This window comes from Streptomyces sp. NPDC006552 (assembly GCF_040611655.1).
Lineage (GTDB): Bacteria > Actinomycetota > Actinomycetes > Streptomycetales > Streptomycetaceae > Streptomyces.
The window spans coordinates 59,710-76,596 of record NZ_JBEXOS010000026.1 but is presented as its reverse complement, the minus strand read 5'-3'; the positions used below and the strand labels follow the sequence as shown (position 1 = coordinate 76,596).

The 16,887-nt window shown below is 72.9% G+C and carries 12 protein-coding genes; 8 read left to right on the top strand and 4 right to left on the bottom strand.

All coding sequences use genetic code 11. The annotated features are described in order from the left end of the window. Window positions 1–20: 20 nt before the first annotated feature. Window positions 21–1,811: a 3-hydroxyacyl-CoA dehydrogenase family protein gene (locus ABZY33_RS17315; RefSeq protein WP_356492427.1), complete on the bottom strand. Its 1,791-nt coding sequence runs from the start codon at window positions 1,809–1,811 to the stop codon at window positions 21–23. A 356-nt stretch (window positions 1,812–2,167) separates the two neighbouring features. Between ABZY33_RS17315 and ABZY33_RS17310 the strand changes: the two genes are divergently transcribed. Next, window positions 2,168–2,740, top strand: a complete 573-nt coding sequence (locus ABZY33_RS17310) for an adenylosuccinate lyase (RefSeq protein WP_356492426.1) — start codon at window positions 2,168–2,170, stop codon at window positions 2,738–2,740. Here ABZY33_RS17310 and ABZY33_RS17305 read toward each other — a convergent pair. The 3 genes from ABZY33_RS17305 to ABZY33_RS17295 all read right to left on the bottom strand — a co-directional run bounded on the left by ABZY33_RS17305 (window position 2,667) and on the right by ABZY33_RS17295 (window position 6,064). Beyond that, window positions 2,667–3,251, bottom strand: a complete 585-nt coding sequence (locus ABZY33_RS17305) for a GNAT family N-acetyltransferase (RefSeq protein ID WP_356492425.1) — start codon at window positions 3,249–3,251, stop codon at window positions 2,667–2,669. The genes ABZY33_RS17310 and ABZY33_RS17305 overlap by 74 nt on opposite strands. A 37-nt stretch (window positions 3,252–3,288) precedes the next feature. Continuing rightward, window positions 3,289–4,857, bottom strand: coding sequence for an alpha/beta hydrolase (locus ABZY33_RS17300; protein ID WP_356492424.1), 1,569 nt, complete (start codon window positions 4,855–4,857; stop codon window positions 3,289–3,291). A 154-nt stretch (window positions 4,858–5,011) separates the two neighbouring features. Further along, window positions 5,012–6,064 (bottom strand): Rv2578c family radical SAM protein, encoded by a 1,053-nt coding sequence (locus ABZY33_RS17295; RefSeq protein ID WP_356492423.1) that lies wholly within the window; start codon window positions 6,062–6,064, stop codon window positions 5,012–5,014. Window positions 6,065–6,209: 145 nt separating this feature from the next. Here ABZY33_RS17295 and ABZY33_RS17290 point away from each other — a divergent pair, with 145 nt between their 5' ends. From ABZY33_RS17290 to ABZY33_RS17260, 7 genes are all read left to right on the top strand, one after another. After that, the gene (locus tag ABZY33_RS17290) at window positions 6,210–6,653 is read left to right on the top strand and encodes an SRPBCC family protein (RefSeq protein ID WP_356492422.1); all 444 of its coding nucleotides are present in this window, start codon (window positions 6,210–6,212) and stop codon (window positions 6,651–6,653) included. Window positions 6,654–6,878: 225 nt separating this feature from the next. Further along, entirely contained in the window at window positions 6,879–9,305 is a 2,427-nt protein-coding gene (locus ABZY33_RS17285) for an MFS transporter (protein ID WP_356492421.1), read from the top strand. A 177-nt stretch (window positions 9,306–9,482) separates the two neighbouring features. Next, the gene (locus tag ABZY33_RS17280) at window positions 9,483–10,316 is read left to right on the top strand and encodes a M55 family metallopeptidase (protein ID WP_356492420.1); all 834 of its coding nucleotides are present in this window, start codon (window positions 9,483–9,485) and stop codon (window positions 10,314–10,316) included. After that, window positions 10,309–11,646, top strand: a complete 1,338-nt coding sequence (locus tag ABZY33_RS17275; protein ID WP_356492419.1) for a M20/M25/M40 family metallo-hydrolase — start codon at window positions 10,309–10,311, stop codon at window positions 11,644–11,646. Before ABZY33_RS17280 ends, ABZY33_RS17275 begins: the two co-directional genes overlap by 8 nt. Before the next feature lie 71 nt (window positions 11,647–11,717). After that, window positions 11,718–13,739, top strand: coding sequence for a prolyl oligopeptidase family serine peptidase (locus tag ABZY33_RS17270; RefSeq protein ID WP_356492418.1), 2,022 nt, complete (start codon window positions 11,718–11,720; stop codon window positions 13,737–13,739). Further along, window positions 13,736–14,668, top strand: coding sequence for an LD-carboxypeptidase (locus tag ABZY33_RS17265; protein WP_356492417.1), 933 nt, complete (start codon window positions 13,736–13,738; stop codon window positions 14,666–14,668). The genes ABZY33_RS17270 and ABZY33_RS17265 overlap by 4 nt, the downstream gene beginning before the upstream one ends. 384 nt (window positions 14,669–15,052) lie before the next feature. Continuing rightward, window positions 15,053–16,855 carry a CocE/NonD family hydrolase gene (locus ABZY33_RS17260; protein WP_356492416.1) on the top strand — a complete coding sequence of 601 codons (1,803 nt, stop codon included), beginning with the start codon at window positions 15,053–15,055 and terminating at the stop codon, window positions 16,853–16,855. Window positions 16,856–16,887 lie beyond the last annotated feature (32 nt).

Sequence of the window (16,887 nt, the reverse complement as noted above, 5' to 3'; positions counted from 1 at the left end):
ACCCGGCCACCGCGTCCGGCTCAGCGCCGGGCATATTCGCGGAAGCCCCGGCCCGTCTTGCGGCCGAGGCAGCCCGCGGCCACCAGGTGTTCGAGCAGCGGCGCGGGCGCGAGGCCCGGGTCGCGGAACTCGCGGTGCAGCACCTTCTCGATGGCGAGGGAGACGTCCAGGCCGACCACGTCGAGCAGTTCGAAGGGGCCCATCGGATAGCCGCCGCCGAGCTTCATCGCGGCGTCGATGTCGTCGAGCGAGGCGTAGTGCTCCTGGACCATCTTGACCGCGTTGTTCAGGTACGGGAAGAGCAGGGCGTTCACGATGAAGCCCGCCCGGTCGCCGCAGTCCACCGGGTGCTTGCGGATGCGCAGGGTCAGATCGCGGACGGTGGTGTGCACGTCGTCGGCGGTCAGCACGGTCCGCACCACCTCGACCAGCTTCATCGCCGGGGCCGGGTTGAAGAAGTGCATGCCGATCACGTCCTGCGGGCGCGCGGTGGCGCGGGCGAGGGCGACGACGGGCAGCGAGGAGGTGGTGGTGGCGAGGATCGCGCCGGGCTTGCAGACCTTGTCGAACGTCGCGAACAGCTGCTGCTTGATCTCCAGGTCCTCGGCGACCGCCTCAAGCGCGAGATCGACGTCGGCGAACGCGTCGTACGATCCCGCGGGCGTGATCCGCGCCAGGGTCTGCGCGGCCGTCTCCGCGGACATCCGCCCCTTGCCGACGGAGCGCGCGAGCGACTTCTCGATCCGGGCCCTGGCCCGCTCGGCCTTCTCCTCGCTGCGGGCGGCCAGGACGACGTCGAGGCCCGCCTTGGCGAAGACCTCGGCGATCCCGGAGGCCATCGTGCCGGAGCCGGCGACACCGACCGAGCGGACCGGGCGGCCCGCGTCCACGCCGCTGCGGGCCGCGGGCGTCAGGGCGTCGGCCACCACGACCGCGCTGCCCGGCTCCTCGTACGTGTAGAAACCGCGGCCCGCCTTGCGCCCCGTCAGGCCCGCCTCGCTGAGCTGCTTGAGGACGGGCGCGGGCGCGTGCAGCCGGTCGCGCGACTCGGCGTACATGGCGTCGAGGACGGTGCGCGCGGTGTCGACGCCGATGAGGTCGAGCAGGGCCAGCGGGCCCATGGGCAGGCCGCAGCCCAGCTTCATCGCGGCGTCGATGTCCTCGCGCGAGGCGTACTTGGCCTCGTACATCGCGGCGGCCTGGTTGAGGTAGCCGAACAGCAGCCCGTCGGCGACGAAGCCGGGCCGGTCGCCCACCGCGACGGGCTCCTTGCCCAGTTCGAGCGCGAGGTCGGTGACGGCGGTGACCGCGGCCGGCGCGGTCAGCACGCTGGAGACCACCTCGACGAGCTTCATCGCGGGGGCCGGGTTGAAGAAGTGCAGACCGAGGACGCGCTCGGGCCGGGCGGAGTCGGCGGCCAGGCGCGTCACCGACAGCGCGTTGGTCCCGGTGGCGAGGATCGTCCCGGGCCGCACGATGCCGTCGAGCGCCCGGAAGATCTGCTGCTTGATCTCGTACGACTCCGGGGCGACCTCGATCACGAGGTCGGCGTCGGCCGCGGCCTGCAGGTCGGTGAACGTGCGGAAGCGGGCGAGCAGTTCGGCCCGCTCCTGCTCGGTCAGGTGCTCGCGGCGCACCGCACGCGCCGTCGAGCCCTGGAGCGCCACGGCCGCCTGTGCGGCGGCCGCCTCGCTGATGTCGATACCGATGACCTCGCGCCCGGCGCGGGCCAGGACCTCGGCGATGCCGGTGCCCATGGTGCCGAGGCCGACGACGGCCACGGTGGAGATGCGGGACAGGGGAGCGTCCATCGGGGAACTCCAGAAGTGAGGGTGACGACCAAGGGCGTACGCGAGAACGCCGGGAACGGCACGAGGCGTGCGGCGTACGGAGAGTGAGGTGTCCGTGGCGTGCCGAGCGGCACAGGCACGGAGAAGACCGACCGGCCCTGTCCCGGAGCCAGGTCGTGCTGCGAACTTCGGTAGCGCGTACCGAACCGACTGCACTCCCGGGCGGCTGCGTCACCAGGCCGCCGGGAGTGGTGCTGCGGGAAGTGTGCCCCGCTCACATGAGATTAACCGGCGAGTATTGAGCGCGCCAGCCCCCGGTGGCGCCCAGTCGCTGTGATCTATGTCGCCGGGGCCCGGTGCGTCCTACTCTCGACCTCATGGACGAAGAGTCGCGAACGGTGACAGAGCGCATCCGGAAGGAATCCGGCGGCACGCCCGCCTTCGACCGGCTGGCCGCCACGAGCGACCGGGACGAGCTGGCCGCGGTGCTCACCGCGCCGCAACAGCCCCTGTGGGCCCGGGAACTGGCGGCCTACCGGCTCGGCGTCGCCGGTGACCGCCGCGCCTTCGAGTCCCTCGTCCTGCTCCTCAACCATCGCGATCCGCACCGCTGCGCGGCGGCCGCGCAGGCGCTGGCGGTCCTGGGCGACCCGCGCACGGCCCGCGCCGCCGCGGCCCTCGCCACCAACGAACTGCGCGTCGCCTACGCCCTCCACCCCGTCCGCCTGCTCACCCAGCTGCGGGCCCCCGAGTCGGCCCCGGCCCTGATCACGACGCTCCGCCGCCGCCTCGCCCCGCACGACCCCTACCGCACGGTCGCCCTCGCCTGCGTGGAGGGGCTGGGCAGTCTGGCGGACCCCCGGGCCCGCGACGTCCTCACCGAGGCGAGCACCCACCCCCGGCTGGCCATGGCGGCAGCGGCGGCGCTGGCCCGGCTGCCCGCCGGCTGAGCGGCCGCGCGTACCGCACCTCGGACACCGTCGCCCCGCCCACCTCGTACGGCTCCCGCGCCCCGTCGGCCGTGAACCCGGCCCGCTCGTAGAAGCGCCGGGCCCGCGTGTTGCCCGCCACGACCCACAGCCGCATCGCGGGGTGCCCGGCCCCGGCGGCGGCGTCCGTGCAGGTGTCGAGCAGGGCGCGGCCCACGCCGGTCGACACGTGCCCGGGGAGCACGTACAGGGCGTACAACTCCGCCTCGCCCGGCGGCACATCACCGTCCCGGCACGGCCCGAAGCAGGCCCAGCCGACCACCGCGCCGTCACGCTCCGCGACGAACTCGGGCGACCGGCCGTACAGATGACGGCGCCGCTCGCTGTCCCTGGCCACGCTCATCGCGTCGAGGTACGCCTGCGGCATCAGCCCGGCGTACGCGAACTGCCAGCCACGTACCCGGACTTCGGCCGCCGCCGTGCAGTCGGCCAGGGTCATCGGGCGGACCAGGGGGCGGGCGAGTCGGGTCATGGGACCATCCTCACCCACCCGCGGAGGGACCTCGGTGTCAGCCCCGGGAGCCCAGCAGCCGGTGCAGTGCGGCGCCATGTACCGGGACGGCGGCCCTCGCCTTCAGCGGCTTGGGGTCCGGCAGCTTCTTGCAGACCGCGTCCGCCTCGCCGTCGCCGCGCGGCACCGTGCCGCTGGCGAGATAGGTCGCGAGGTGCTTGTCGAGACAGGCGTTCCCGCTGAGCGTGACACCGTGGTTGCCGCCGCCGTCCTCGACGACCAGGCTCGATCCGCGCAGCATGCGGTGCACGGTGACGCCTCCCTGGTACGGCGTCGCCCCGTCCCGCGTGGCCTGGAAGAGCAGCACCGGAGGGACCGAGTCGTTCGACACGTCGACCGGACCCAGCGGCCGGACCGGCCAGAACGCGCACGGCGCGTTGTACCAGGCGTTGTTCCAGGTGGAGAACGGTGCCTTCTCGTGCGTCCGCCCGTTGTCCTCGCGCCACTGGTTCCAGTCGCGGGGCCAGGGCGCGTCCCGGCACTGGACGGCCGAGTAGACGCTGTAGTTGTTGTCGGTCGTGGCGTCGGGCGCCGCGAAGTTGTCGTACGCCTCCACCAGCGGGTCCGGGTCCTTGGCCTTGACGTACGCCGCGAACGCGTCGGCGAGGTAGGGCCAGTAGCCGTTGAAGTAGCCGCCGGGCAGGAAGGTGTCCTCCAGCTCCGCGGCGCCGACCTTCTTGCCCGCGGGTTTCTTCGCGAGCGCGGCGCGCATCGCCGACCACGCGGCCCCGACCTTCGCCGGGTCCTTGCCCAGCTTGTACGTCGCGTCGTGCCGGGCGACCCACGCGAGGAAGGCCGTGTGCCGGGCGTTGAACGCCTCGTCCTGCGCGAGGTTGTCCGGGTACCAGACGCCCTCCGGGTCGACGACCGAGTCGAGGACGAAGCGCCGTACCCGCTCGGGGAAGTACTTCGCGTAGACCGCGCCCAGGTACGTGCCGTACGAGTAGCCGAAGTAGTTCAGCTGTTTCGCGCCGAGCGCCGCCCGGATCGCGTCCATGTCCCGGACGGTGCTGACGGTGTCGATGAACGGCAGGACGGCGGCGTACTTCTTGCCGCACGCCTGCGCGAACGAGGTCGCGCGCCGCAGATTCGCCTGCTCGACCGCCGCGGTCCGCGGCAGGCTCTGCGGGCGCACCGGCTTGAAGTAGCCGGGCACGCAGTCCAGGGCCGGCCGGCTCTTGCCGACGCCGCGCGGGTCGAACCCGACGACGTCGTACTGCGCGGCGACCTTCTTCGGCAGGCTCTGCGCCACGAAGCCGGCGAGCGTGAGCCCGCTGCCGCCCGGCCCGCCGGGGTTGACCAGGAGCGGCCCCTGCGACGTCTTCGCCGTGTGCGGGATGCGCGTCAGGGCGAGGGAGATCTGCCGCTTGCCGGGGTGGGCGTGGTCCAGCGGCACGCGCAGCGTCGCGCACTGCTGTGTCGGGTAGTCCTTGGTGCCGCACTTCTTCCAGGTGACGGCGGCGGCGCGCGGACCCGGTCCGCTCGCGGCGCCGGCGGGCGGGACGACGGCGGAGGCGGCCAGCGCGGCGACACCGATACCGCACAGCGCGAGTGCGCGTCTGTTCATGGGGCCTCTCAGGGCGGAGGAGACAGAACCGGCCGTCGGCCGACGGCTTGTGCGGCATGTTCCCGCGCACCCTGGGGGAGGGAATCCGATCTGGCCGAATTTGACCCGATCGCGGCCCGGGCGCTCGCCCGACTGCGCGGCGCGCCGCGCCGGCTCACATCAGGGTGAGCTGGGCCGGCGCGGCGGCCTCGGGCGCCGCGGAGGGCTCCGGCTCGCGCACGCGCCGCGGCAGACCGGGGCGCGAGGGCCCGATCCCGTACTCCTCGGCCAGCTCGTGCACCTGCCGCGTCAGCCGCCGCTGGTACCACCGGGGGGCGTACGCGCCTTCCGCGTACAGCCGTTCGTAGCGCCGTACCAGATACGGGTGGTGCTGTCCGAGCCAGGCCATGAACCACTCGCGCGCGCCGGGCCGCAGATGCAGCACGAGCGGTGTCACGGAGGTCGCGCCGGCCCGGGCGATCTCCCGCACCGTCGCCCGCAACTGCTCGGGCCGGTCGCCGAGGAACGGGATCACCGGCGCCATCAGCACCCCGCACCCGATGCCCGCGCCGGTCAGCGCGCGGACCACGTCGAGCCGGCGCTCGGGCGCGGGCGTACCCGGCTCGACCGTGCGCCACAGCTCCTGGTCGACGAAGCCGACGGAGACCGAGATGCCGACGTCCGTCACCTCCGCCGCCTGCCGCAGCAGGTCCAGGTCGCGCAGGATCAGCGTGCCCTTGGTCAGGATCGAGAACGGGTTGGCGTGGTCGCGCAGCGCCTCGATGATGCCGGGCATCAGCCGGTAACGGCCCTCGGCCCGCTGGTAGCAGTCGACGTTCGTGCCCATCGCGATGTGGTCGCCGTGCCAGCGGCGCGAGGAGAGATGGCGGCGCAGCAGCTCCGGCGCGTTCACCTTCACCACGATCTGGCTGTCGAAGCCGAGCCCGGTGTCCAGGTCCAGATAGCGGTGCGTGTTGCGGGCGAAGCAGTAGACGCACGCGTGGGTGCAGCCGCGGTACGGATTGACCGTCCATTCGAACGGCATCCGGGACGCGCCGGGCACCCGGTTCACGATCGAACGGGCCCGGACCTCGTGGAACGTCACCCCGCGGAACTCGGGGGTGTCGACGGTACGGCTGATGACCGCCTCCGCGCCGAACAGCGCGGCGTCCGGCGCCCGGGCGTGGTCGGTCGGACCGTCCGTGAGGTTGAGGTTCTCCCAGCGCATGACGCCTCCTCGGTAGCACTGACCCCACAATAGAACACATGTTCCCTTGATCGTGCCGCCCGGACCGGGACCCCGATCTCCGCGGCCCGGGCGGGGGGTGGTTGGCTTGGCCGAGCCCACAGGAACCAAGTGCTGGAGGAAAGCCATGGCGCAGGTCGAGGCCACCACGGAACGTGTCGTCGCCGCCGAGCCGGACGACGTCTTCGACGCCCTCGCCGACTACGACGGCACGCGGCCGAAGGTGCTGACCGAGCACTTCAGCGAGTACGAGGTCCGCGAGGGCGGTGACGGCGAGGGCACCGTCGTCCACTGGAAGCTCCAGGCGACCAGCAAGCGCGTCCGCGACTGCCTGCTCGACGTGAGCGAGCCCACCGACGGCGAGCTCGTCGAGAAGGACCGCAACTCCTCGATGGTCACCACCTGGCGCGTGGTCCCCGCGGGCGAGGGCCGCTCCCGCGTCACCGTCACGAGCGTCTGGAACGGGGCGGGCGGCGTCGGCGGCTTCTTCGAGAAGACCTTCGCGCCCAAGGGCCTCGGCCGCATCTACGACGGCGTGCTCGCCAAGCTCGCGGCCGAAGTGGAGAAGTGACGCCCGCCGCCGAGACGAGGGTCCCGCCCGCCGGGACCCGGGGCGAACACCGATCTGCCGCTCACCGTTTCGAGTGGTTTTCATTCCGCCCCCGTTGTACGCCGTAGGGCTTCTACCGGCGCATTCGTCGTCCGCGCCCCTCTGACGTGCGCCCCGTCGCGCTTGCCCGCCGTTGTCGCGTAATGCGAGAAATGGGCGGCGCAAGGGCGACGAGGGGAGCAGTACGTGGGCACGACGACGCTGGTGACCGAACCCGTGCGGGAGCGGGAGGCGGTCGCGCGGTCGGCTCCGGACACCGCCCCCGAGCGACAACAGAGCGGCGGCGAAGCGCCGTTGCCCGGCGACGGGCTCACCCCGCGCCGCGTCCGGATGGTCTTCGTCGGCCTGATGCTCGCGCTGCTGCTCGCCGCGCTGGAACAGATGATCGTGGCCACCGCGCTCCCGAGAATCGTCGGTGAGCTGCACGGCCTCGACAAGATGTCCTGGGCGATCACCGCCTACCTGCTGACCTCCACCATCGGCCTGCCGATCTACGGCAAGCTCGGCGACCTCTTCGGCCGCAAGGGCGTCTTCCAGTTCGCGATCGTGGTCTTCGTCATCGGCTCCGCCCTCGCCGGACGGGCGCAGAGCATGGACCAGCTGATCGCCTTCCGTGCCGTCCAGGGCGTCGGCGCCGGCGGCCTCATGATCGGCGTGCAGGCGATCATCGGCGACATCGTGCCGCCCCGCGAACGCGGCCGCTACATGGGCCTGATCGGGGCCGCGTTCGGGCTCGCCTCCGTCGCGGGACCGCTGCTCGGCGGCTACTTCACCGACCACCTCTCATGGCGTTGGTGCTTCTACTTCAACGTCCCGTTCGGCCTGCTCACCCTCGCCGTCACGGCCGTCGTCCTCAAGCTCCCCAAGCCCACCAAGAAGCCGCGACTCGACGTGCCGGGCGCGCTGTTGCTCGCCTCCGCCTCCACCTGCCTGGTGCTGCTGACCAGTTGGGGCGGGACGGAGTACGCGTGGGGCGACCGCGTCATCATCGGCCTCGGGGCCGGCGCCGCCGCCTCGGCCGTGCTCTTCGTGGTCGCCGAGAAGTTCGCCGCCGAACCGCTGATCCCGCTGCGGCTGTTCCGCGACTCCGTCTTCAACCTCACCGGGCTCGTCGGCATGGTCGTCGGCGTCGCCCTCTTCGGCGCGGCCAGCTACCTGCCGACCTTCCTGCAGATGGTCGACGGCGCCACCGCCACCGAGTCCGGGCTCCTGATGCTCCCCATGATGGGCGGCGTCGTCGGCGCCTCGATCATCTCCGGCCAGCTCATCAGCCACACCGGCCGCTACAAGCTCTACCCGATCCTCGGCAGCGCCCTCTCCACGCTCGGCATGTACCTCCTGTCGCGCCTGGAAGTCGACACCCCGCGCCTCGAATACAGCGTCTACATGGCCGTGCTCGGCGCCGGCATCGGCCTGATCATGCCGGTGCTCGTGCTCGCCGTGCAGAACGCGGTCCGCCCCGGCGACCTCGGCACCGCCACCAGCGCCAACAACTACTTCCGGCAGATCGGCGGCAGCGTCGGCGCCGCGATCTTCGGCACGCTCTTCGCGAACCGGCTCGCCGACGCCCTCGCCGACCGGCTGCCCGCCACCGCCGCGGGCCCCGCCGGGGACGGCGGCACCGAGTCCATCACCCCGCAGCTCGTGCACGCGATGCCCGAGGCGCTGCGCACCCCGTACATCCAGGCGTACGCCGACGCGATGCCCCGCATCTTCCTCTATTTGGTGCCGGTCCTCGTCCTGGGCCTGCTCCTCGCCTTCTTCATCAAGGAGACACCTCTGTTGTCCAGCACCGTCCCCGCAGAGCAGCCCGTCACCCCCGCCGTCCCCACCCAGGAACGCGTCTCGTACGCCGCCGGGGTCCCGGTCTGCGGGACGGTGCAGCACTCCGACGGCACCGCCGTGCCGCGCGCCGCGCTCACCCTCATCGACGTCGGCGGCACCCAGATCGGCCGCGGCGCCAGCGGCGACGACGGCCGGTACGCCCTGTCCACGCCGGGCGCCGGCAGCTACGTCCTGATCGCGGCGGCCGGTGGCCACCAGCCGCAGGCCGTGACGGTCACGGTGGGGGAGCGCCCCGTCGACCTGGATGTGGTGCTCGGCGGCGCGGGCCGCCTGGCGGGCTCGGTCCTCACCGCCGACGGGGCCCCCGTACGGGACGCGATCGTCACGCTGACCAACGTGCACGGCGAGGTCGTCTCGGCCACCCGCAGCGGACGTGAGGGCGGCTACGTCATTACGGAGCTGGTGGCCGGCGAGTACACCCTGGCCGCGAGCGCGCCCGCGTTCCGCCCGGCGGCGCTGCCGGTCACGGTGATGGCGGCCCGCGAGACCCGCCAGGACGTGGAGCTGGCCGGCGGCGCGGTGCTGCGCGGCACCGTTCGGGCCAGTGGCGGGCGCCCCGTGGAGGAGGCCCGGGTCACGCTGCTGGACGCCGCGGGCAACGTGGTGGACACGCTGACGACCGGGCCGGACGGGACGTTCCGCTTCGTCGACCTGTCGTCGGGTGAGTACACGGTGATCGCGGCGGGCTACCCGCCGGTGGCGACGGTCCTCCAGGTCGCCGGCGGCGGCCGCACGGAGCGGGACCTGCAACTGGGCCACGAGGACTGACGGGCGCGGGGCCCGCGCCCCGCCGACCGCCGCCGAACCCTCCGCGTGCGGGCCCGCACCGCGCTGACGAGCGGGAACGCGCCGGGCGGCACCGGACAGCCACCCGGCATTGGTCTACACCACTGGGAGTTATCCACAGGTCTGGTGAGGGGGCCCGCCGCCGCGTACGGTTCGGGCATGAAGATCCTCATCAGCGCCGACATGGAGGGCGCGACGGGTGTGACCTGGCCTGCGGACGTCCTCCCCGGCACGCCGCAGTGGGAGCGCTGCCGCGCGATGTTCACCTCGGACGTGAACGCGGCGGTGCTCGGTTTCTACGACGGCGGCGCCGACGAGGTGCTGGTGAACGAGGCGCACTGGACGATGCGCAATCTGCTCCTTGAGCGGCTCGACGACCGGGCGCAGATGCTCACCGGCCGCCACAAGTCGCTCTCCATGGTGGAGGGCGTCCAGCACGGTGATGTCGACGGCATCGCCTTCGTCGGCTACCACGCGGGCGCCGGCATGGAAGGCGTCCTCGCGCACACCTACCTGGCCAACCAGATCACCGGCGTCTGGGTGAACGACGTACGGGCGAGCGAGGGTCTGCTGAACGCGCACGTGGTGGCCGAGTACGGCGTCCCCGTCGTCCTCGTCACCGGCGACGACCACGCCTGCGACGACGCCCTCGGCTATGCGCCCGAGGCCCGCAAGGTCGCCGTCAAGGACCACGTGTCCCGGTATGCGGCGGTCTGCCGCACCCCCGCGCGCACCGCCGCCGACATCCGGGCCGCCGCCGAGGACGCCGCGTCCCTCGCCGTGCGGTACGAGCCGGTGCGGGGCGGGCCGTTCACCGTGGAGGTCGAGTTCGACGCCGAACACCTCGCCATGGCCGCGACCGTCGTCCCCGGGGTCGAGCGGAGCGGCGAGCGTAGGATCGCGTACACGCACGAGACCATGTACGAAGGCATCCGCACCTTCAAGGCGGTCACCACGATCGCCTCGGCCGCGGTGGAGGAACAGTATGGCTGAGCAGCACCTCGCGACGGTCGACGCGCAGGCCCTGGACGAGGTCGTCACCTTCACCTCCGAGCTGATCCGGATCGACACCACGAACCGCGGCGGCGGCGACTGCAAGGAGCGCCCCGCCGCCGAGTACGCGGCGGCCCTGCTCTCCGAGGCGGGTCTGGAACCGACGATCCTGGAGCGCACCCCAGGCCGGGGGAACGTGGTGGCGCGCATCGCCGGCACCGACCCCACCGCCGACGCCCTCCTGGTCCACGGCCACCTGGACGTCGTGCCGGCCGAGGCCGCCGACTGGAGCGTGCACCCCTTCTCCGGCGAGGTCCGCGACGGCGTCGTCTGGGGCCGCGGCGCCGTCGACATGAAGAACATGGACGCGATGATCCTCGCGACCGTCCGGCAGTGGGCCCGCGTCGGGTTCCGGCCGCGGCGCGACATCGTCCTCGCGTTCACCGCCGACGAGGAGGCCAGCGCCGAGGACGGCGCCGGGTTCCTCGCCGACCGGCACGCCGCCCTCTTCGAGGGGTGCACCGAGGGCATCAGCGAGTCCGGCGCCTACACCTTCCACGACGGCCGCGGCAAGCAGATCTACCCGATCGGAGCGGGCGAGCGCGGTACCGGCTGGCTCAAGCTCACCGCGCGCGGCAAGGCGGGTCACGGCTCCAAGGTCAATCCGGCGAACGCGGTCACGCGCCTCGCCGCCGCGGTCCACCGCATCGGCGAGTACCGGTGGCCGCTGCGGCTCACCCCGACCGTGCGCGCCGCCCTGGCCGAACTCGCGGCCCTGTACGGCATCGAGACCGACGTGCACGCGCCGGACTTCGACGCCGACGCGCTGCTCACCCGGCTCGGCCCGGCGGCCGCGCTCGTCGCGGCGACCGTGCGCAACAGCAGCAACCCCTCGATGCTGTCCGCCGGTTACAAGGTCAACGTGATCCCGGGCGAGGCCACGGCCCACGTCGACGGCCGCTTCCTGCCCGGCGCCGAGGACGAGTTCCGCGCCGCCCTCGACGAGCTGACGGGACCGGACGTCGACTGGGAGTTCGTCCACCGCGAGGTCGCGCTCCAGGCCCCGGTCGACTCGCCGACCTTCACGAAGATGCGGGCCGCCGTCGAGCAGTTCGCGCCCGAGGGACACACCGTCCCCTACTGCATGTCGGGCGGCACGGACGCCAAGCAGTTCTCCCGCCTCGGCATCACCGGCTACGGCTTCGCCCCGCTCAAGCTCCCCGAGGGCTTCGACTACCAGGCGCTCTTCCACGGGGTGGACGAGCGGGTGCCGGTGGAGGCGCTCCACTTCGGGGTGCGCGTACTCGATCGGTTCTTGCGCTCGGCATAGGCCCGGCCTCTACATCGACCATGTACTAGGAAAACGAAGAGGACGCGAAGAATATGGAGGGCCGGAGGTAAATGGGGGGCGGGAACGACATGGTGCAGACGCTGGGCTACGGCTCCTGGCCGTCGCCGATCGACGCCGCGCTGGCCGCGGCGCACGACGGCAGGCCCGAGTACGCCGGGTTCGTCGGTGACGAACCCTGGTGGACCGAGCCAAGGCCCACCGAGGCGGGCCGCCGCGCGCTGGTGCGGCGCCGGCCCGACGGCACGGAGCACTCCGTACTGCCCGCGCCGTGGAACGTACGCAGTCGCGTCATCGAGTACGGCGGCCGCCCCTGGGCCGGCGCCGACCGCCCCGAGGGCCCGCTGCTGGTCTTCGTGAACTTCGCCGACCAGCGGCTGTACGCGTTCGAACCCGACGCCCCCGGCGCCGCGCCCCGCCCGCTCACCCCGCTCTCCGCCGTAGGGGAGGGGCTGCGCTGGGCCGACCCGCAGCTCCACCTGGACCGCGGTGAACTCTGGTGCGTCCTGGAGGAGTTCACCGGCGACGGGCCGACCGAGGTGCGGCGTGTGGTCGCGGCCGTCCCGCTCGACGGCTCGGCGGCCGACGACCGCTCCGCGGTGCGCGAACTGACCGACGACGCCCACCGGTTCGTCACCGGCGCCCGGCTCTCCCCGGACGGCGGACAGGCCGCCTGGATCGCCTGGGACCATCCGCGCATGCCCTGGGACGGCACCGAACTGCTGGTGGCGGAGGTCCTCGCGGACGGCACGTTCAGCCCCGCGCGGACCGTCGCGGGCGGCCCCGAGGAGTCCGTCTGCCAGGTCGAGTGGGCCCCCGACGGGGCGCTGCTGTACTCCGGGGACGACAGCGGCTGGTGGAACCTCTACCGGCTCGACCTGCGCGCCGGCGGCGCCCGGCCCGGTCCCGCCCGGCCGCTGTGCCCGCGCGAGGAGGAGTTCGGCGGGCCGGTGTGGAAGATCGGCCTGAGCTGGTTCAAGCCGCTGGAGGCCGGGCTGATCGCCGTCGTGCACGGCGTCGGCGCCACCGCGCTCGGCGTGCTCGACCCGGAGACCGGCGAGGTCGTCGACACCGCGGGGCCCTGGACCGAGTGGTCCGCGTCCCTCGCCGTGCACGGCACCCGCGTCCTCGGCGTCGCCGCGAGCCCGCGCACCGCGGCCGAGGTCGTCGAGCTCGACACCTCCACCGGACGCACCCGGGTGACAGGCGCCGCGCACCGCGACCCCGTCGACCCGGCGTACTACCCCGAGCCGCAGATCCGCACCTTCGAGGGGCCCGACGGCCGCTCGGTCCACGCCCACATCTACCCGCCGCACAGCCCCACGCACGTCGCGCCCGGCGAGGAACTGCCGCCGTTCGTCGTCTGGGCGCACGGCGGGCCGACCGGTCACGCGCCGCTCGTCCTCGACCTGGAGATCGCCTACTTCACCTCCCGCGGCATCGGCGTCGCCGAGGTCAACTACGGGGGCTCGACGGGGTACGGGCGGGAGTACCGCAACCGGCTGCGCGAGCAGTGGGGCGTCGTCGACGTCGAGGACTGTGCGGCCGTCGCCCTCGCCCTCGCCGCCGAGGGCACCGCCGACCGGGCCCGGCTCGCCGTCCGCGGCGGCAGCGCCGGCGGCTGGACCAGCGCGGCGTCGCTGACCACCACGGACATCTACGCCTGCGGGACCGTCATCTACCCCATCCTCGACCTCACCGCCTGGGGCAGCGGCGAGACCCACGACTTCGAATCGCAGTACCTGGAGTCGCTGGTCGGGCCGCTGGCCGAGGTCCCCGCGCGGTACGCCGAGCGCTCACCCGTCGAGCACGCCGACCGGCTCACCGTGCCCTTCCTGCTCCTCCAGGGCCTGGACGACGTGATCTGCCCGCCCGCCCAGTGCGAGCGTTTCCTCGCCCGGGTGGAGAGCCAGGGCCGGCGCGTCCCGCACGCGTACATCGCCTTCGAGGGCGAGGGGCACGGCTTCCGCAGAGCCGACACCATGGTCCGTGCCCTGGAGGCCGAACTCTCCCTCTACGCGCAGGTGTTCGGGCTCCACCCGACCGGCCTGCCCGCACTGGAGCTGGCCAAGTGAGCCTCTCGGTCCAGCCCCTGGTCCGGCCGCCGCGGCTGGCGCCCGGCGCCCGGGTCGCCGTCGTCGCGCCGAGCGGGCCGGTGCCCGAGGACCGGCTCCAGGCGGGTCTGGACCTCCTGCGCGGCTGGGACCTCGACCCGGTCGTGGCCCCGCATGTCCAGGACGTGCACGGGGAGTTCGACTACCTGGCGGGCACCGACGCGGACCGCGCCGCCGATCTCCAGCGCGCCTGGTGCGATCCGGGGATCGACGCCGTGCTGTGCGCCCGGGGCGGCTACGGGGTGCAGCGTATGGTCGACCTGCTCGACTGGAGCGCGATGCGGGCCGCGCGGCCCAAGGTCTTCGTCGGGTACAGCGACATCACCGCGCTGCACGAGGCGTTCGCCGTCCGCCTCGGGGTGAGCACGCTGCACGGGCCGATGGTGGCCGCGGCGGACTTCCTCAAGCACGCGCGGGCGCAGGACCATCTGCGGGCCACGCTCTTCGCGCCGGAGACGGTGCGGGTGATCCCCGCGGTGCCCGGGGCCGGGGTGCTGGTGCCCGGCGTCGCGCGCGGGACCACGCTCGGTGGCTGCCTGTCGCTGCTCGCCGCCGATCTCGGCACGCCGCACGCCCGTGCCTCGGCGGGCGGCGCGTTGCTCTGTCTGGAGGACGTCGGCGAGGAGGCGTACCGCGTCGACCGGTACCTGACGCAGCTGTTGCGCGCGGGGTGGCTGGAGGGCGTGGCGGGGATTCTGCTCGGGTCGTGGGCCGAGTGCGAGCCCCTCCGGGGGGTTCTGGTCGACCGGCTGGGTGGGCTCGGTGTTCCGGTGGTGGAGGAGTTCGGGTTCGGGCACGGTGAGGGGGCGTTGACGCTGCCGTTCGGGGTGGCGGGTTCATTGGATGCGGCTGCGTTGACCCTGACCCTGGACGAGCCGGCGCTGAGCTGACGATCCGGCGTACGTCTGCGCCGCGTCTTGGCGGTTTGCGCAGTTCCCCGTGCCCCTGAATGGGCCGTCATTCGGCTGTCCGGCCGGTGCAGCTTCTCGCGCAGTTCCCCGCGCCCCTGAGATGCGCACTTCGTGCGCCATCTCATCGGGCCCGATGGGGCAGCGGCGAAGCCGCAAGCCCCATAGGGGCGCGGGGAACTGCGCGACCAGCCCCCACCGGCCGGCAGACAGGCAACCGCCTCTTGAGGGGCGCGGGGAACTGCGCGACCAGCCCCCGCCGGCCCGCACCCGAACAGGGATAAACCCAGGCCCACCCATTGACCGCGATATGACACGTGTCACACCATGGCTCCGCCGCGAACTTACTGGTCGGTACAACCCCGCATGGAGGCAACCGTGTCCCGAGCCGTGCCCCGAACCCGTACCGCCCTGGCCGCCGCCCTCGGCACACTCGCGGCGGTGACGCTCACCCCGCTCGCCCTCGCGGCTCCAGCGACCGGGGCGACCGGCACATACACCGTCACCCCCCTGAAGTTCACCGTCGACGCGGGCGGACGCCAGTGCATCGTGGACGCCGACCTGTACCGGCCGGCCGGCGTCGACGCCACGCACCCGGCCCCCGCCGTGCTGACCACGAACGGCTTCGGCGGCAGCAAGTCGGACGGCTCCACCGACGCGACCGGCAAGGCCTTCGCCCGGCGCGGGTACGTCGGACTCGTCTACTCCGGGCTCGGCTTCGGCAAGTCCGGCTGCCTGATCTCCCTCGACGACCCCCGGATCGACGGCACGGCGGCCTCCGCCCTCGTCGACTTCCTCGCCGGGACCCGCGCCGCCGACGACGGCACCACCGTCGACTACGTGACGGCCGACAAGAAGGGCGACCCCCGCGTCGGCATGATCGGCGGCTCCTACGGGGGCGCCGTCCAGATGGCGACGGCCGCCGTCGACCACCGGGTGGACGCGCTCGTCCCGCTGATCACCTGGAACGACCTGGCCTACTCCCTCGACCCGCAGAACGCCGCCGACCGGGACGTGCCCGGCGTCTTCAAGTGGCAGTGGACCAACGGGTTCTACCTGATGGGCGAGGGGCAGCCGCTGCTCGAACCCTCGCTCGACCCGTCCCGCATCAACAGGCTGAGCTGCCTGCACTTCGTCGACGACGCCTGCGCGACGATCCGTACGCTCAACTCCGGGCGCTACCCGGCGGACCGCACCAAGGCACTGCTCGACTACGCACGCGGCGTCTCCCCGGTCTCGTACCTGAAGGACGTCAAGGCGCCGACGCTGCTCGTCCAGGGCCAGGCCGACAGCCTGTTCAACCTGAACGAGGCCCGCGCCACGTACGACACCCTGCGCGCCCAGGGCACCCCCACCAAGATGATCTGGCAGTCATGGGGGCACAGCGGCGGCCTGACCGACCCCGCGAGCGGCGAACTCAACCTAGGGGAGGGGAACTTGGAGACGAGCTACGTCGGCAAGCGCATCGTCGCCTGGTTCGACCGGTACCTGCACCGCGCGAAGGGCACCGACACCGGCCCCGCCTTCGCCTACTACCGGGACTGGATCAGCGACCCCGACGGCACCTACGCCACGGCCCCCGCCGTCCCCGCCCTGAACCGCACGCTCTACCTGTCCGGCGACGGTAAACTCGTCGACGACCGGCACAAGGTGGCCCGCGGCAGCCGCGAGTACCGCAACTGGGTCCTCCCCACCAGCCACTCCGAATCGTCGCTCAGCGGCCTCATCGGACTCCCCGACCCGACGCCGTACGACACCCGGGGCACCTACCTCGACTGGACCACGGAGCCGCTGACCACGACGACCGACGTCGTCGGCGCTCCCGAGGCGACCCTCAAGGTGGTCTCGCCGCGGACCGAGCGCGTGCAGCACTCGGCCGACGCCGCCGACAAGCTCGTCCTCTTCGCGAAGCTGTACGACGTCGCGCCGGACGGGACGAAGACGCTCGTGCACCGGCTCGTCGCCCCGGTCCGGGTCCCGGACGTCACCCGCCCCTTCACCGTCACCCTGCCCGGCATCGTGCACCGCTACGAGAAGGGGCACCGCATCCGGTTCGTGATCGCCGCGAGCGACGACGCGTACGGCGGCAACAAGGGGATCAAGCCGGTCACCGTCATCAGCGCGCCCGAGGACACCGGCACCGTGCGGCTGCCCGTCGTCACGGAGTAGCCGCGTCACCCGTACGGTCCCTCGGCCGCTGC

Excerpts from the sequence above, each read along its gene's own strand:
- ABZY33_RS17315 (WP_356492427.1), bottom strand. The coding sequence starts at position 1,811 with ATGGACGCTCCCCTGTCCCGCATCTCCACCGTGGCCGTCGTCGGCCTC.
- ABZY33_RS17310 (WP_356492426.1), top strand. The coding sequence starts at position 2,168 with ATGGACGAAGAGTCGCGAACGGTGACAGAGCGCATCCGGAAGGAATCC.
- ABZY33_RS17305 (WP_356492425.1), bottom strand. The coding sequence starts at position 3,251 with ATGACCCGACTCGCCCGCCCCCTGGTCCGCCCGATGACCCTGGCCGAC.
- ABZY33_RS17300 (WP_356492424.1), bottom strand. The coding sequence starts at position 4,857 with ATGAACAGACGCGCACTCGCGCTGTGCGGTATCGGTGTCGCCGCGCTG.
- ABZY33_RS17295 (WP_356492423.1), bottom strand. The coding sequence starts at position 6,064 with ATGCGCTGGGAGAACCTCAACCTCACGGACGGTCCGACCGACCACGCC.
- ABZY33_RS17290 (WP_356492422.1), top strand. The coding sequence starts at position 6,210 with ATGGCGCAGGTCGAGGCCACCACGGAACGTGTCGTCGCCGCCGAGCCG.
- ABZY33_RS17280 (WP_356492420.1), top strand. The coding sequence starts at position 9,483 with ATGAAGATCCTCATCAGCGCCGACATGGAGGGCGCGACGGGTGTGACC.
- ABZY33_RS17275 (WP_356492419.1), top strand. The coding sequence starts at position 10,309 with ATGGCTGAGCAGCACCTCGCGACGGTCGACGCGCAGGCCCTGGACGAG.
- ABZY33_RS17270 (WP_356492418.1), top strand. The coding sequence starts at position 11,718 with ATGGGGGGCGGGAACGACATGGTGCAGACGCTGGGCTACGGCTCCTGG.
- ABZY33_RS17260 (WP_356492416.1), top strand. The coding sequence starts at position 15,053 with ATGGAGGCAACCGTGTCCCGAGCCGTGCCCCGAACCCGTACCGCCCTG.